14 protein-coding genes are annotated in these 17,140 nt (G+C 38.9%); all 14 read right to left on the reverse strand.

The genetic code is table 11. The features are described 5' to 3' along the window. Positions 1–423: 423 nt before the first annotated feature. Complete coding sequence (locus O2S85_RS15450) at positions 424–606, reverse strand: maltose acetyltransferase domain-containing protein (RefSeq protein WP_269410197.1); 183 nt, start codon at positions 604–606, stop codon at positions 424–426. A gap of 123 nt (positions 607–729) precedes the next feature. Further along, a complete protein-coding gene (locus tag O2S85_RS15455; RefSeq protein ID WP_269410198.1) occupies positions 730–2,100 on the reverse strand; it encodes a glycoside hydrolase family 1 protein in 1,371 nt (456 codons plus the stop codon). A gap of 109 nt (positions 2,101–2,209) precedes the next feature. Next, positions 2,210–3,109: an ROK family protein gene (locus O2S85_RS15460; RefSeq protein WP_269410199.1), complete on the reverse strand. Its 900-nt coding sequence runs from the start codon at positions 3,107–3,109 to the stop codon at positions 2,210–2,212. Positions 3,110–3,261: 152 nt separating this feature from the next. Next, complete coding sequence (locus O2S85_RS15465) at positions 3,262–4,644, reverse strand: glycoside hydrolase family 1 protein (protein WP_269410200.1); 1,383 nt, start codon at positions 4,642–4,644, stop codon at positions 3,262–3,264. A 196-nt stretch (positions 4,645–4,840) separates the two neighbouring features. Then, positions 4,841–6,157: a glycoside hydrolase family 125 protein gene (locus O2S85_RS15470; protein ID WP_269410201.1), complete on the reverse strand. Its 1,317-nt coding sequence runs from the start codon at positions 6,155–6,157 to the stop codon at positions 4,841–4,843. 75 nt (positions 6,158–6,232) lie between these two features. Further along, a complete protein-coding gene (locus O2S85_RS15475) occupies positions 6,233–8,956 on the reverse strand; it encodes an alpha-mannosidase (protein WP_269410202.1) in 2,724 nt (907 codons plus the stop codon). Positions 8,957–8,975: 19 nt separating this feature from the next. Continuing rightward, on the reverse strand, positions 8,976–9,890 hold the full coding sequence (locus O2S85_RS15480) for an ROK family protein (RefSeq protein WP_269410203.1): 915 nt from the start codon (positions 9,888–9,890) through the stop codon (positions 8,976–8,978). A 48-nt stretch (positions 9,891–9,938) separates the two neighbouring features. Continuing rightward, complete coding sequence (locus tag O2S85_RS15485) at positions 9,939–10,766, reverse strand: carbohydrate ABC transporter permease (protein WP_269410204.1); 828 nt, start codon at positions 10,764–10,766, stop codon at positions 9,939–9,941. 13 nt (positions 10,767–10,779) lie between these two features. Next, complete coding sequence (locus O2S85_RS15490) at positions 10,780–11,562, reverse strand: carbohydrate ABC transporter permease (RefSeq protein ID WP_269412608.1); 783 nt, start codon at positions 11,560–11,562, stop codon at positions 10,780–10,782. Positions 11,563–11,727: 165 nt separating this feature from the next. Next, positions 11,728–13,065, reverse strand: coding sequence for an extracellular solute-binding protein (locus tag O2S85_RS15495; protein ID WP_269410205.1), 1,338 nt, complete (start codon positions 13,063–13,065; stop codon positions 11,728–11,730). A gap of 92 nt (positions 13,066–13,157) precedes the next feature. After that, positions 13,158–14,390: an ROK family protein gene (locus O2S85_RS15500; protein ID WP_269410206.1), complete on the reverse strand. Its 1,233-nt coding sequence runs from the start codon at positions 14,388–14,390 to the stop codon at positions 13,158–13,160. 482 nt (positions 14,391–14,872) lie between these two features. Next, a complete protein-coding gene (locus O2S85_RS15505) occupies positions 14,873–15,082 on the reverse strand; it encodes an FIMAH domain-containing protein (protein ID WP_269410207.1) in 210 nt (69 codons plus the stop codon). 48 nt (positions 15,083–15,130) lie between these two features. Next, a complete protein-coding gene (locus O2S85_RS15510) occupies positions 15,131–15,424 on the reverse strand; it encodes a carbohydrate-binding protein (RefSeq protein ID WP_269410208.1) in 294 nt (97 codons plus the stop codon). Positions 15,425–15,583: 159 nt separating this feature from the next. Then, on the reverse strand, positions 15,584–17,095 hold the full coding sequence (locus tag O2S85_RS15515) for an EndoS/ChiA family endoglycosidase (RefSeq protein WP_269410209.1): 1,512 nt from the start codon (positions 17,093–17,095) through the stop codon (positions 15,584–15,586). Between the last annotated feature and the right edge of the window lie 45 nt (positions 17,096–17,140).

Here is a 17,140-nt window from a genome sequence, read left to right on the forward strand (position 1 = left end):
AATCAAATTATTATTTGTTGTAGAGTTGACCCGCGAATAACCGTTTCAGGTTCACGGTAACCTGCAGCAAAAATCAAAAAAACGAGATAGAAGCATCAACCGCTTTCATCCCGTTTAGGTTTATTCTTTATTGGTGCTTTTCAATTAGATACTTAGCATTAGCTTTAAGTGTTTGACAGGCTTTTGCCGAAATTATAGATCCCCTTCTTCAATTCCCAATTATAATATTTCATGTCATGTTCATCGATCTCCCTTAACACCTTACAAGGACTTCCTATTGCTATAGCATTGGCCGGAATATCCTTAGTAACCACGCTGCCGGCACCGATTACTGTGTTCTCACCAATATGAACATCCGGCAAAATAAATGGGCCGGCTATAAATATCAGTATAGTCTACCAATGTCAGATTAAAATTGGCATTTTATACATCATTTCCTACATGTGTATGTCTTCCCCAATTTGCATGCAACGGTGGCTCAATATAAACATTGACACTTACTTCGGCCAACAATTTCTTTAAAATTTCATTTCTCTTTTCTGCCTCAGAGGGTCTTGTATGGTTAAAGTCATATAATACCTCCAGACATTGCATCTGTTCCTTCATCAAAGCTTCATCATTGCAACAATAAATTTTGCCACTTTTCATTTTTTATTTAATGGTCATTAGTACTCCCTTCATTTCTATTTTTAAAACAACGTAAAGCACAAGCATTTTTTCAATGAAATCTTAATCTAACACTTCCCCATTACTTTCCGTTACACGCTTCATCCAGTAAAAACTTTTTTTGGGTATTCGTTTTAAATCACGCAAATCATGTTCCCCCCGGTTGACATAAACCATACCGTAACGCTTTTTCATTTCCCCTTGGGAACTTAAAATATCAATCAATCCCCAACCGAGATAACCCATACAATCAACGCCATCATCCAGGATTGCTTTTTTCATTTCAATTATATGATCCCGATGATATTTAATCCGATAATCATCATCAACGGTGCCCTCCACATTTAGCGTTTCTTTGACACCAATTCCATTCTCAATTGGAAAAACAGGTAGTTGGTATCGATTATACATATCACGCAAAATAAGTCGAAAACCAGTTGGATCAATTTGCCATCCCCATTCGGTTGCATCCAGATGCGGATTATCCACTTTCCCTGCTATATCATATTGATACAAAGGTGTATCTTCTGTTAATGTTTCCGCGCTAATCATACTGCTTGCATAATAACTAAATGCCAAAAAATCACTTTTCGCACGCAACAATTCTTCATCATCCGTTTCAAGCATCTCTGGCATACAGTTATGATTGTTAAAATAAGTTAGAATGAACGATGGATACTTCCCGTTTGTAAACACATCCAAATAAAACTGATTGTGCGCATCATCCACTTGTTTCGTAGCCAGCACATCTTCCGGCTTGGTGGTAGCAGGATAGTTAAGCCGATAAGCAATCATTCCACCAATTTGACAATTTGGTGCAACTTCATGTAAATAATTCGTAACTTTTGCATGTGCCATAAATACATGGTGATTGATTTGATAAAGTAACATTTCGGTTTCGGGTAATGTACAACCGCCAATACTAACCCTTGAGCCAAAGATATTTTGTTCGTTAAACGTAATCCAATACGTTACTTTATCTTTAAACCGATCGATCATCGCCTTTCCATACGCGGCAAACGCGTCCACCACATATCGGGAAGCAAAGCCATTGTATTTTTCCGCTAAGTTCAGAGGCATATCAAAATGGTAAAGACAAATCATGGGTTCTATTCCATTTTCCAGTAACTCATCAATCATCCGCTCATAGAAACGAACACCCTCTTCATTTATTTTCCCGTCTCCGCTTGGAAACACACGCGACCAGGAGATCGAAAAACGGTAACAATTGAACCCCATTTCTTTCATCAGCCCGATATCTACTTTATATCGGTGGTATGTATCGGTTGCTACTTTCCAGTCAGATGTATGATCCGTTGCTTTTATCACATCATAAACCGATAGTCCTTTACCACCTTCATTCCAAGCACCTTCCGTTTGCATTGATGATACTGAATTTCCCCATAAGAAACCCGGTTTTAATTTTCCTGTCAAAATAAGTCCTCCCTTGTAATATGTTTGTCTTGCATATCCATTACTCAACTGCGAAAATTGGCCCTGTAGATATTTGTATCAACTTCAGATTCCTTCCAACGTCACATGTTTACAAATGCTTGTCTGTCTTTTGCAGAAAATGATACACTGCTCCGATCAAATTAGCATCCGCAAAAAAATGACATCGTTGCACCATTGGCATTATCGTGGCTTGCGCTATATCATTGACAATCGCAGACAATTCCCGATTTAGCCCAGTCAAAATATCATCTCTATTACTTATCCCACCGCCAAGCAAAATTAACGAAGGATCAAAGGTATATTGTATATTGTATACACCTATAGCTAACATACGGTAAAATTCCTGTATGGCTTGTTTACATATCTCGTCTCCTTTTTCCGCCAGCTGAAATACCTTTTCCCCACTTAACGATTTTTCATCGATATGTTTGCGCCGGGCTACTCGTCGAATGATAGAAGATGTCGATGCTACCTCACTAAATGTATTCACTTTGCTACCCAAATTGTTAGGATTTAGAATCATATAACCAAACTCACCGCCATGCAGGTTAGCCCCCTTATGAATAGAACCGTCCTTCACAATCGCACCGCCAACCCCGGTTCCAAGCACTATTACAGCAACATCTTTTTTATCCCTCGCTGAGCCCCGCCACACCTCTGCAAGTGCAGCACAATTTGCATCATTCTCGATTTGTACTGGTAGCCCTGTCGCCTGTTCTATCCGTTTTTTTAAATTTATGCCATGTATATATGGGACAGCACTTGAACCGTGTATGGTTCCAAATCCCGTAACTGCCCCAGGTGAACTAATGGAGATTCCAGTAATAACATCTGCATACATTTGTGTCTCTTTTTGGATGACTTTCAAAAAGGCTAATAAATTTTCCGGTGTTGATTGTTTATTTTTGTCCCATATATGACCTGTTTGATCAACTAGAGCAATTTTGATATTGGTCCCGCCTAAATCAATTGCAAGAATCCTCTCCATAATACACCTCCATTTTATTTCGCGCTTGGGATTCGGCTGGTAACGAACCTCTTTTTAAGACCTCCATTTTGTTGATGGCTTCCAGACATTTCTTATTCCAGCTAGTCAATCTAATACAGCAAAGATTGACCTGATTTCAGGCCAATCCCCGTTTAAAAACCATTATCCTTTGCAACCTGTTTAAACCAGTATCCGCTCTTTTTCAGCGTTCTTTGTTGATTTTGGATATCCACCCGATAAAAACCGTATCGATTCTTATAAGCATTTAACCAGGACCAGTTATCCATAAAAGTCCACACATGATACCCGAAACAATTTGATCCTTCTTCTATTCCTTGATGCAGCCATTTCAGATGTTCTTGGTAAAATTCAATGCGATAATCATCCTGAATCATACCCGTCCCATCCATAAACCGTTCTTCGTCTGCAACTCCCATTCCATTTTCCGCTACATACCACGGGATATTTCTGTAGTTTTCTTTAATGTTGTTGGCAATATCATATAATCCTTTTTCATATATTTCCCAACCACGGTAAGGATTCATCCGACGATCCGGCCATATGTATGGATCAAAAAAGTTCTCCGGCAAGATGTTACCGTCATTGGCAATCAGAGTTTCTTTTTTCTTAACGCGTCTTGGCTGATAATAATTCACACCCAAATAATCTACGGTATGTTCACGAATCAGCTCTGCATCTCCTTCTTGAACTAATGGAAGCAGGTTATATTTATCCAATAGTTCAATCAATTCTTGCGGATATTCTCCTAAAACAGACGGATCTAAAAAGCTTCGATTAAAAAATAGATCGGCAATCTGAGCAGCTTTTACATCGTCCGGGTCCTCACTCCTTGGATAGGAAGGTGTCAAATTTAAAATGATACCAATTTCGCCATGCTGTTCAACCGCATGATATGTTTTTACCACATTGGCACTTGCCAACATGGTATGGTAGGCAACAACAACAGCCCGCTTCATATCCACTACACACGGTAAGTGATAGTGATTTAAGTAACCCATTTCTACCGGGACAATTGGTTCGTTAAACGTTGTCCAGCGCTGTACCTTTTCACCAAATAACCGAAATGCTGTTTCTGCGTAATAGGAAAACGCATCGACAACCTCACGACTTTCCCAGCCACCTTTTTCTTGAAAATGCCAAGGCATGTCAAAATGAAACAAGTTAATAATCGGCTTTATCCCCTGATTTAGTAATTCATCGATTACTTGATGATAAAAATCAGCCGCTCTTTGATTCACATGTATGCCATCGGGGAGTAAACGTGACCAGGAAATGGATGTACGGAATGAATTCATATGAATGTCTTTCATTCGTTTTATATCTTGCTGGTGTTGATGATAGAAATCCGAGGTAACATTTGGCCCTACCCGCTGAAAAAATCTTTCCGGTTCCGTTTCATACCAATAATCCCAAATATTTTTACTCTTTCCACCCTGTCTGGAGGCTCCTTCAATTTGTGTAGCCGACGCAGCTGCCCCCCACAAAAATCCTTCTGGAAAGATATATTTTTTCATAAGAATCCCACTTTTTATATTATGAATTTTTTTCCATTTCACTAAATGACAAGCAATCCTCGTCAAAAAGGTGTACATTCGACAATTATTTTAAGTCTGCCTTTAACGATGTCCGGAATAGGGCGTTACTTGCTTTGCACCTTCTAACTAAATTGTTTAATATAGCAAATTCAGTAACAACCCTACTATTATTGATTTATTTCATAGATTCACTTCCCGCAAGCGCACTTCCTTTTACATAGAAACCATGCAGGTTAAGGATAAATTCACTAAACATGGAATTTGACCAGGCAAACCATGGTCTTGTGAAGGTTTCAGGGCTGTCTACATGGAATCCTTCATGCATGAAATTTGTGTTACCATCTGTCTTTTTAAATAGCTGCAAAATAGCCGATTTTTCTTCCACTGTCTGTGCCGTCATCCCTTGTATGGCAAGCGCAATATGCCAAATGTAATTTTCGGGAGTATGCGGGCTGCCAATTCCCCGAGCAGTTTTTCCACGGTAATAGTAAGGATTGTCATCGCTTAATAAAAACTCTCTTGTATTCTGATAAACAGGGTCGTCCGGCTCACAGTAGCCTAAATAGGGAATCGATAGTAGAGATGGTACATTCGCGTCATCCATCAGGTTATAGTTGCCATGTCCATCTGTTTCATAGGCATAGATCGTTCCATATGTCGGATGTTCCACTTTGCCGTATGTTTCTATCCCTTCCTGAATTTCTTTTGCCAATTCAGAAGCCTTTTCCGCTAATTTCTCATCACAAAGCATTTCAATAGCAATTTCTGATAATTGTTGAAGCACTACTACAGCGAACATATTGGCAGGAATTAAATATCCGTACTGGCAGGCGTCATCACTAGGCCTAAACCCAGACCAGGTCATTCCGGTATAACCAACAGGAGACCCCTTTCCATCATGTGATAGTGTATCCTGTGGTGGGCAATTGTCGCGAATAAAATAATAATCCGAATCATGCCCATGATGCTGTTCTACCTTCCATGTTTTGATAATTTTCTCCATTGCACTGATAAAGCACTGATTAAATGGACTAGTTCTTCCAGTCGATTTCCAAAATAAATAGGCAAGCTGTATTGGATAACATAATGAATCCACTTCATATTTACGTTCCCATTCCAAAGGGGTCATCGCTGTTTCATCATCATGATAGTGATTCCCATTCGATTCTTGATTAAATGCATTGGCATAGGGGTCATGGTTGATATATAACATATGCCGCTGAATTACCCCTTCAATGATATCAGCCATATACTCATCCTCTTCTGCCAAGATTAAATATGGTCTAACCTGCGCCGCTGAATCACGCAACCACATGGCCGGAATATCTCCTGTAATGACGAATATTGTTCCATCGTCCTGCGGCTTTAGCGTTGTTTCATACGTATTAGCAAAACAATTCGCAAACATAGACTGAACCTTGGGTTCATCTGCATAAACCTTATCTATCCTCTCTATCAATTGCTTCATGGATCCGGGTAACTCATTACGCATGTAAGCTACACTCCCTTTATCTGTAAAAGCGTATGCGCAATTGCCATCAAACAGCAAACTGCGCCCACAATATTATTATTTTTTCAATCCAATGGTTGTAATCTCATATTTCTTCACCGGTAGTTTTACGCCCTCATTCACTTCCCAAATTGGCATCCTTTTTTCTTCGATAATATTACTTTGGTAAACTTCCTGGATACCATTCGGGACACGTAAATCAAGTATTGTTTCCCTATCCGTGATGTTGAACCAACGTAACATAACATCCGTAGATGACAAAGCAACCTTCATGGATGAAAAGACTAATCTATTTGAGATAATGTTTTGTTCGATAAACGAATAGACTGGTGGCACATCTGCTTTTTGTATGTTTACTTGCTTTACGGACCATGGTACCTGATACTGATAGGCATCCTGATAAGATTTTAACCTTGATTCCTTCCCTTGGTGCGGAATAATTTTAAATGAGACTGTATGATCACCCAAACACTGGGCCTCTGGAGTTGGGAAGTACCCCCAATCGCCGAGTTCTCCAACTGATCGCAACAACGTTAGTGCAATTGTCTGCCGTCCATCTCGTAACAGTTCATATTCTGTCAATCCGTGATTGGCTATCGTTAATCCTGCCGTTTCATCTCCTGCATCAACAAATGCCTGTTGATGTTGCGAATAATCCGGGTTTGTCCAGCCATCTGCGGGCACATTCGTCCGGTTTGCTACTTCAAAAACGGAATCAGCAGCATGTGTAGAGCTGCTTAGATCCGTAGGAAACAACACGCGAAGTCGGTGATCCTTTGACCGATTATAAAAACTTGTTTCCACCTCCACACCATTGCTATCCCTAGTTAAAGTAACCATTGTGGTTATCCGAAATGGTATTTTTTCAGTTGAGCGTTCTGCTTTTCTTTCTGTAAACACGACAAGCTCTTGCTGTTCCTGCTCCAGTAATGGTGTAGCACTTGCTGGAAGCTCCCAATCATGAGAAATCTGATAAGTCGCCTGGAATGATGTGTTTGTAACAAGTTTAACCTTGGCTGAAACATGCTTTGTTGTTAACGCAGTATCATTGGTTGGTTGTTTGTACATATATTCATTCCCGATATCTCCAGTATCTTCATATACACATATATCGTGATAGACATGTCCATTCACTTTATCCGTTAAAATAAGAGATCCATTATCTTCTATCTGCACATGTACATGATCATTTTCCATTACCTTATCACCCGTAATAAGTGTTTGACCAAGTTCTGCACGGCTATCAGTCCCCGTAATACAGGCATAAGTTTTCAGCCCTAATGCCGGTACATCCTTTGCCTGAAAGGTAATCTTTATTCTTCGTGACATATATGGTTGACGGAAACGATCCTTAGGTAAATCATAGTCAAATTGGATCCCTAAATCTTCTACCTGACAATCAAAGGTATTACCTTCAGCATCAACAATTACTTTATCTCCCAAAGGAAACGTTTTTAACTGGTCTTTTATAACCCCGGCAGCAAAATATTCCCGTTTTACATCGAGTACAACACTGATAATGCCAGTGCGATTCTGCCCCGTTGTATTAAATACGGTAAATGGCAGTGTGTCTTTCCCATATTTTTCAAAAATAGTTGTATCCACATGTGCTTGGATGTATGAAAGACTATCGTCCACAAGTGATTGCGTAACATCCTTACTTTTGGCAAAGCGTGTTACCATTTCCCGATGAACTTCATCAACACTACAGCCACATATACTATCATGTGGATGGTTTTGCATTAACGTTTTCCAAGCATATTCAAATAAATCCCGGTCATAATCAGCACCAAGCATATAGGCAAATGTTGCTAAAGGTTCAGCCACTTTTTCTAAAAGCGTTTCACCTAAGTAGTTCATTTGTTTCAAATACAACCTGGAAGATGCGGTGTTCACCAGTGTTCCCCATCCATCTGTTTGTTGACTACGCAGTTCTCCATCAATTGTTTTTAGATCGTCGGGTAAACTAGATTTCAAATCATTTACATAAGCATTAAAATTTGAGTGAACAAACGTAATTTCTGGAAATAACCTTTCTGCCGTTTGAATTGCTTCCGGCAGATCTGTTTGGATTGGCTGATGATCACAACCATTCATCATTAGCATGTTTGGTGTTGCTGCATATTTTTCCATGGAGGCTAACCGATCATCCCAATAAATCTTCGCTTCTTTGGTATTTACCGGTATTTCATTTCCGTTGCAATACCAATTCGCAAATAGCATACCAAGTACTGTTGATCCATCTGGGGAACGCCAGACCATTTCTGAATATGGGGTCTCAAAAACATCTGTATCGGCAACCATGTTATTAAATCCCGTCGGCTTAACCCCTCGGCCAAAGACCGCATGGCCGATTCCCGCCTGACGTAAAATTTGCGGAGCTTGACCAATATTACCGAACGAATCAGGAAAATATCCAACCTTCGCCAAACTGCCCCATGCTTTGGCATCTTTCATGCCATATTGGAGATTACGGATATTTACTTCCCCACTTGTTAAAAACTCATCCTGTAATATATACCATGGTCCAATTTGCAATCTACCGTCATTAATCAATTGTTGTACTTTGTCACGCATCTCCGGGCGTACTTGCAAATAGTCATCAAGTATAATCGTTTGCCCATCCAGGTGGAAACTTCTATAGTCTAATTGCTGCTCCAGTGTCTCTATCAATTGATCCATTAATTTGATCAATCCAACATGGTGCTTCTCATATGGTAAATACCATTCCCGATCCCAGTGCGTATGGGAAATAATGTGAACCGTTTTTTTATTGCTCATTGCTAATCCTCCTAACCATTTATGTCGTTTCAAACCATAAGGACGCGGCACCAATGACTCCGGCATTCTGCTCCAATTCTGCTGGAACAATTTTTGTCTTACGTCCTTTTGGATTTAACGCATATGTACTTACATACTTCTGAACAGCTGTAAATAATGGCTGCCCAACTTTGGATACCCCACCGCCCATGACGATAATTTCAGTATCAAATGTATTCACTAACGTAACACAGGCTGCACCAAGGAATTGAAACACACGATCAATATAGGTAACAATTTTAGGGTCATTCTGATAGTACAGTTGAAAAACGTGTTCCGAGGAGATTGTCCTACCGACTAATTTCGATCCCTGTTTAGCGATTGCTGTACCTGATGCAATAGCTTCAAGACAACCCCATTGACCACATGTACATCGACCAAATGACGGATCCATTACCATATGGCCTATGTCACCAGCATTTCCGTTTTGTCCGTGCAACAATTTTCCATCTGTAATGATACCAACACCGATGCCGGTGCTCACCGTCATATAAATAACATGGTCACACTGACGCCCTGCACCCAACCATTTCTCTGCAAGAGTGGCAGCATTTGCATCATTTTCCAATCTGACCGGATAGGATAATTCCTCCTCGACCGATTCCTTTATTGGAACATCCCGCCATGACGGCAAATTGGGCGGGCAGATAATCACCCCATTTTTGCTGTCAAGTGGACCTGGAGAACCGATACCAATTCCCAAAATTGCCTCATGTGGAACCTCTGCCTGAGCAATCACTATTTGAATTTCCTTTATAATGCTTTGTATCATTTGTTCAGGAAAAATTGTAGTGTCCGTTGGTATAATATTCTGTTTTACAACGACTCCTGTTTCATTCACAATTGCAACCGCAACTTTCGTACCACCAATATCAACACCAATAGAATACTTCATTATCTCTCTTCCCTTTCACATGCCATTTATTGACCACACTTTCCTTGTTTACCCTTTAGAGGCACCTCCAAGGCTGAACCCTTTTGACATATACCGTTGGCCAATAAAATACAAGATAACAACCGGTATCGTGTAGATGAAGGAAAAAGCCGCTAATTGTCCATAGAAGACCATGCCGTGATTTCCGAAAAACTGAAAAATGGTTACTGATGCAGGAAGCTTTTCAGTTGTTTGAATTAAAATAAACGGTACGAAAAAGTTCCCCCAACTGTTTGTAAAGGTGAAAATTAATACAGTAAATATTCCTGGTGCCATTAAAGGTGCTACAACCTTTCTAAGGCCGACTAATACGGAAGCACCGTCGATCCACGCTGATTCTTCCAATGTCATTGGCACGGAATCAATAAAGTTCTTCATCAGCCAAATTCCATACGGCAATCCCGATGCTGCCAAAAAAAACATGGTTGCAACTAATGAATCGTTCAGATTAAAAAATACAAACAATTGATACACGGGAACCATAATCGCTGTCATTGGCAAACCAGACATGAACAAAATGGTCAGGATGATGGAATTTTTATGTTTTATATGATAGCGTGATAGCGGATACGCTGCCAATGCTGAAACAATCACTAGAACAACAGAAGAAATAACTGATAGTAAAATTCCAATCACAAAGGATCGCAATATTTCCGGGTCAGTTAACACATTTGTCCAGTTCTCCACGGAAAAGTTCTCAGGCCATTTAACCGATAATGTTGCCTCTGAATCAAAAGAAGCAAAAACCATCCATAACAGCGGAATAAAAAACATAATTCCGATGATGGAAAGGATAATATAAGGCAGTGCTTTTTGTATGTGTTTTTTACTGGTCATGTTTATCCCTCTTTTACGAATCAGTTTTCAAAAAGCGAATATAAAGCAGGCTTAAAAGTATTCCAAACACCAACAGAACTAAAGAAATGGCAGTGCCATAACCGATTTGGTAATTCACAAATGCTTCTTTATACATGAATACTGGCAAAGTGTTCGTTTTTTCCCCAGGTCCGCCTCCAGTCAGAGCATAAATTAACGTGAAAACACCTAGTGTCTGTAAAGTCACCAATGCCATATTGGTAACTGTCGCTCCTTTGATAATCGGCAAGGTGACCCGCCATAGTCTTTGCCATGCGCTTGCTCCATCGATTTTGGCTGCTTCCTCTACTTCTTCTGGTACGTCATCCAGTGCTGCCTGATACATTAACATGGAAAATGCTGCACCATGCCAAATGTTAACAAAGATAACGCTAATTAAAGGAAAATCCAGTAACCAGGCAATTGGTTTAATTCCTGCAAATCCAAGCATGGTATTCAATGTACCGTCATCACTTAAAAAAGCAAACCAAACAAATGCCACTACAACTTCCGGCGTGATCCAACCGGCAAGCACAAGCAGGCCAATAATCCTTCTGAAAGGACGTGCTTTTCTCTTCATCAAAAAGGCGACAAGAAAACCAATTACTTGTTGTCCCACGACAGCTGAAGCAATCAAAAATATAATGGTAGTGATCAAACTGGTTTTAAAACTTGGGTCCTTAAACATTCTTACAAAGTTATCAAACCCCACAAACTCGGTATTACTTGCTGCTGCACCTGTCAAAGCCATATTGGTAAATGAAAAATAAAACGTCATTAAAATGGGGCCTAAAACAAACAGCAATAATAAAACAATCGCTGGCAAACCAAAGAAAAACGTGCGTAAATATAAGTTTCCATTTAGGGATTTGCTTTTACTCAAGATTAGACACCTCTTTAGTAAGGCCACCAAACCAAGGTGTTGATGGCCCTTTATCTGGAATTATTTTGTCGTTGTATTTTCTTTATCAACGTTTCGCTGTGTATCTTCTGCAAATTTATCCATTGCCTTTTCAGGTGTTAAATTACCCGTTGCTACTGATTCAACAGCAGCTTGAATATTGGAAGAAACTGCTGGATAATCATCATACGTTGGACGGTAATTGGTGAATTCCAAGAAATCCGTCATCTTTTTTTGGTACTTAAGATTTTGGTATTCATCCAGCTCAGCGATATCCTTTCTTGGTGTTAACTGTGAACCATACCGCAGATTATCTTTACTAGTTGCCAGTTTAATAAATTCTTTTGCAAGGTCCTTATTATGGGCTTTAGCAGGGACAGCAAGTGTCCATCCACCTGATACGGTTACATGACCTGGGTCTTGACCATTTTCCGTTGGCATAGGTGCAATATCAATGTTGTCTTCCCATTCCGGCCAAGGTGCATTTCCGTCTTCTTGCCAGTTACCCGGCAGCCAGCTACCATCAAGTGCAATACCAACTTCTCCTTTTGGCATTAACTCTGTTGCTACTTTTGCACCAGCCTGGCCGGTAATTCCCCAGCTCAAGCTAGGCCCCAAATCATTAGCAAATACATTGTGCACAAAGTTTAAGGAATTTAAGAAACCATCACTTTTCACAACCCACTTATCACTGTCTTCATCATATAAATCATTGTCTGTACCATTTAAAAGCACGAGAAATGTTTGCATTGTTGTGCCTTCTCCCATTGCCTTACCGGCGTTTAACCAGATTGGAACTTCAACTTTTCCTTTAAGCTTCTTGGCAGCATCTAATACATCATCCCATGTTTTGGGCTCCCAGGGCACATCGATTCCTGCTTTTGCCAAAACCTTTTTATTGTACCAAAGACCGCGTACGTCGGTCGAGACAGGAGCCCCATATGTGTTGTCACCCTCTCCCTTCATACCGTCTTTTACCTGATCGTAAAACTGATCCCAATCATCCCAATTATTCACATCATCTGTCAGCGGTTCCAAATATCCTGCAGTCGAATCTGCATGAATATCATTGGAGTCCTCCATCACAATATCTGGTGCGGTATCCTCTGTTTTCATCATGAGAATTTTTTTACTTGAATAGTCACCTTCGTTACTTTGAACCGGTGTAATTTTGACCTTTACCCCATCGTGTTCTTTTTCAAATTGATCCTTCACCTTATTCATCCATGATTCAAAGGCATCATCGGGGGCCTGATAAATCAATTCCAGTGTATTATCTGAGTTGGCGTTGTCACTAGAACTACCACATGCAGATAACATAGCGAACGATACTATGACAATAAACAACAATACAATATTTCTACTTAGTGACTTCATCATAAACTTTCTCCTCCTTCATGTTTAAAATATGGGAAATCGGGCTAAAAAAATATGCGATTGCGCCCACCACCTCCTCAAATAAGGTTAGCAACTTATTTTTGAATAATCGCTTCTTCAGGTGAATCAAATAACCTTTGCTGTATGATTGCAGCTGCGCCGATTAAAGTAGATTGAAAACCAAAACTGGATTTCGTAAATGTAATGTCCGTTGCATAAGCCGAGAATGAGCGGGATTTTGCAATTTCTTCAGCTACCTGGATAATCTCCGGAAATAAATCAACGATTTGTCCTCCAAAGATGACCTTGGATGGGGCAAAAAAATTTATTGCATTTGCTACACCAATGCCCAAATAGCGACCAGTTTCATTTAAAATTTCTTTTGCAAGTGGATCCCCCTTCCTTCCATGGCCAATAATCGTCTCCAAAGTAAGGTCGTCTTCGTTCTTTAAATAAACATCCGTTAAGGTACTTGAAACTCCCCTATGAATCTCTTTTTTCACTCTTTTAATTATAGAAATCCCGGAAGCCATCGCCTCTAAACAACCAAAGTTTCCGCAATTACATCTTGGCCCATCAATATCAATGGAAACATGACCAATTTCACCTGCCCCGTTTTTAAAGCCCCGATAAATTCTTGAGTCGATGATGACTCCGCCACCGATACCTTGGTCTGCAAATATATATAGAATGTTTTCGGTCATATGAGCAACCCCAAACCATTGCTCCGCCAATGCGGCTGCATTCGCATCCTTTTCTAAAACAGTTACTAGATGATAGCGTTCTTCCAGCAAATGTTTGATATTGACATTCTTCGTACCTTGTAAGTTTGGAGGTGATAAAAGCCTGCCATCTCCTTCATCGATTGGTCCGGGTGCTGATACACCGATACCAACAATTTTTGATGTGTTTACATCAGCTTGAGCTAATAATCCATCAACTCCTTTGTAAACCTTTTCTATTAGTGGCGTATTTTGATCACCAATCATTGGTACATCACAACGAGAAAAAATGTCCGCTTTCAGGTTGACTAATGCAGCTGAAATCCCAGTTACACCAATGGCAAGTGCAATGACATAAAAGTTATTCCAATTAATTTCATATAATACTGGTCTTCTTCCACCGTTAGATTTGCCATAACCAGCTAATTTAATTGCCTCGGTTTCAAGTAATTCAGATGTTATATTCCCAATAGTGGCAAAGGTCAAGTCAACCTTTGCAGAAATCTCTGCTTTTGAAACGGGACCATATTTATGTATTATCTTTAGTACTAAAGAACGGTTGATTTGCTTTATTCGATCCGTATTACCAGCTTCGGCTTTTTGCATTTCATCCACCTCCTATCCTTTAACTTCTTAAATCAAATATAACAACATAAGATAAAAAAGCGATTTCAAAACATAAAAAAACTAAGTTCACGGAACACAACAAAGGTTATCGCGAAACTAATTAAAACTAATTTAATAAGTTGTTCAAATTATATCACGATTATAATTTTACGTAAATGGAATTCTACAATTTCTGTGAATTTTTTCAATCCTATTATCTAGGTAATCCTCCGGATAATAGTTTTATTTTTCATTTATGTTAACTAGACTTTTAATATCAGGATATTTGGTTAAGTTTTATATTTTTATGACTGAAGGAATTGTGTTTAGCTAAATAGATATAAGTAGTCATCCATTCATAAAACTCCTCACTAAGTATCTAGTTTTTGTTTTATACTAAGTGAGGAACATATGATAGGATTATAATTTAATTTTAATCATGGGGAAAATGTTTATTTCCACTTTGTAATGGGTGAATCTGTTTAAGATTTAAGCTTATTATATACTTCCTCGGTAATCAACCCGCTTTCTTTGTGTTGATCGAGTAACAGTGTAAAGCTATTCATGTGTTTGACCACTTTTTCAGCCTTTTTCTGTTTTTCATAATGCCCCACCGCAGTCAGATGTATTTGTAAGAAACGATAGGTATCAGCAGATAACTCATCTCGGTGATATTCCAGTGTATCCAACATTAAGTTTATACTTATCTCCCCTTGTTCTTCATCGGGGGTAAAATGAAGTCAATCCACATCGACTATCCCGTTATCACGAATACTCCAACTCGTATATCGCGGTTTTTTGAATGTAATATGAATCGTATGGATTCCGGTTAAAGGCTTTTTCAACTTTACTCGGTAATTTTTAAACATGGGAGCTGGTTCTCCTTTTTCAACTGGCAAATCCATATCTGCAATTAAAGGTTCATCCTTCCCATCAAGCCGAACCTCGATAGACGTATCCTGAGCAAGAACAGCAGCACGGACTGTTAGCTGATTATTTTCTATATTACCGAAATCTACATTTGTAAAAGACATCCAATTGGCGAAATTCAAAACGTCATCCCACTTGGCATTTTTCATGCTCAGTTCCAGCGCAATAGGCTCGATTGATTTTCGTCCCAGATTACTTAACAGTCCCTGAACATAAATGTTGCCAGTTGTCTAGTTAATCTTGGTTTAACCACTATTTAAAGCTTACTGTTCATTTTCTATCAATATTTCTTCATATAGTGGATCATACTCAAGACTAGCAGCATCTTTTTCAAAGTTATCGCTCGATCCTAATAACACCTTGTTTACTTCATAAATCGACGTTGCATCATGAATCTTCTGTATTGTTTCATCCTTTTCGCCATCTAATTCTTGAACACGATTCCAATGATGAACAGCTAATTCTTTAGATTCATCTAATGAATAACCCTTTACTTCTAATATAGCTGTCTTCGTCCATAAAAGATTAGTAGGTTTTACATGATTTAAATCTTCTTCTTCATAAGTTCTACCATCCCTGTCTAGAGCGTACAGAAACATGCCATATAAATCATTTTCATAAACGTATTCTGCTATATTTTTAATATTGCTTTTTTCATAAGGCTCTTCAGCATCATACCAACGATTATTATAATCTTGTTCCTCGGGAAATGCTAAACCAGGCATAAAACGCCCTTTCGGGAAGACATCTTCATAATCTGCTATAGCGCTTTCAGTTCGTTCTGAATCCGATCCATATTGCTGGTAGCCTAAATATGTAAAACTATCAGCAATATTTTCAAAAGGATCTAAATTAGAACCGTTAGTATCATACACAAGGAGCGTGCCTTCCTCTCCTTTTGGACCGATGTATTTAGAAAGAGCTTTTATGATACCGTCGGAAATCTCCACTTCTTCTGTTGTAGGATAAAATTCCATATCAATATCCAAACCATCAAGATTATAAGCATAAACCTTCTCTTCGAGTATTTCTTGCGCATACTTATCATATTCTTCTTCGGTCGGGGTTTCTCCTACATACTCAATTCCATCTACTAAATCCCGATAATCAATAGCTGTAGTTACTTTCATGCCTCTTTCATGTAGATTAGGCACATATGTGTCTTTTAATTCTTCAAAAAATGGGGCCGCTTGGTCTTCCTCTCCCTCTGGAACAAAGCTGAACACATTAACAATATCAACCCCATATGGAATATCGTCCATAGACATTTGATTCTCATCTGGTAAGTCTGTATTAACTCCTTGCATTGTTACGTCTCTCCAAGCTCGATAATAAACCATGAGTTTTGGTTCTTCATTTTTTATTTTTGTTTCTTTTATCAATTTTGCTGTATTAGATTTAAGTTGTCTATATACCTTTTCTGAAATCTGTCCGTTTTCAATCTGATGTTTTAAAAGTTCATTAAATCCATCCAAATGTTTTATTACTTTTGTTAACTTATTATTATTTTCAAAGTGTTCCACCGCTGTTAAATGGATTTTTAACTCATGAATAACATTCTCATTTGTAAGTTCCCCTGTCTCTTCAAAGTAGTCTATGTTTTCCTTTAGGTCATTTACTTTTGTGATAGGTTTGGTTACCGAACTTAATTCTTTACCTGAAGCAAGAGCCTTTTGTGATACAAACAAGGCTAAACAAGCAAACAACACAATAACCAACATTACTATTAACCAATTTATAATTGGTCTTCTCATGATTTTATTTTGGTCCTTCATAGATTTCGATGACGTAAAATAGTTTGTGTAAAATATTTGAGACGA

The organism is Lentibacillus daqui (assembly GCF_027186265.1).
Taxonomy (GTDB): domain Bacteria; phylum Bacillota; class Bacilli; order Bacillales; family Amphibacillaceae; genus Lentibacillus_C; species Lentibacillus_C daqui.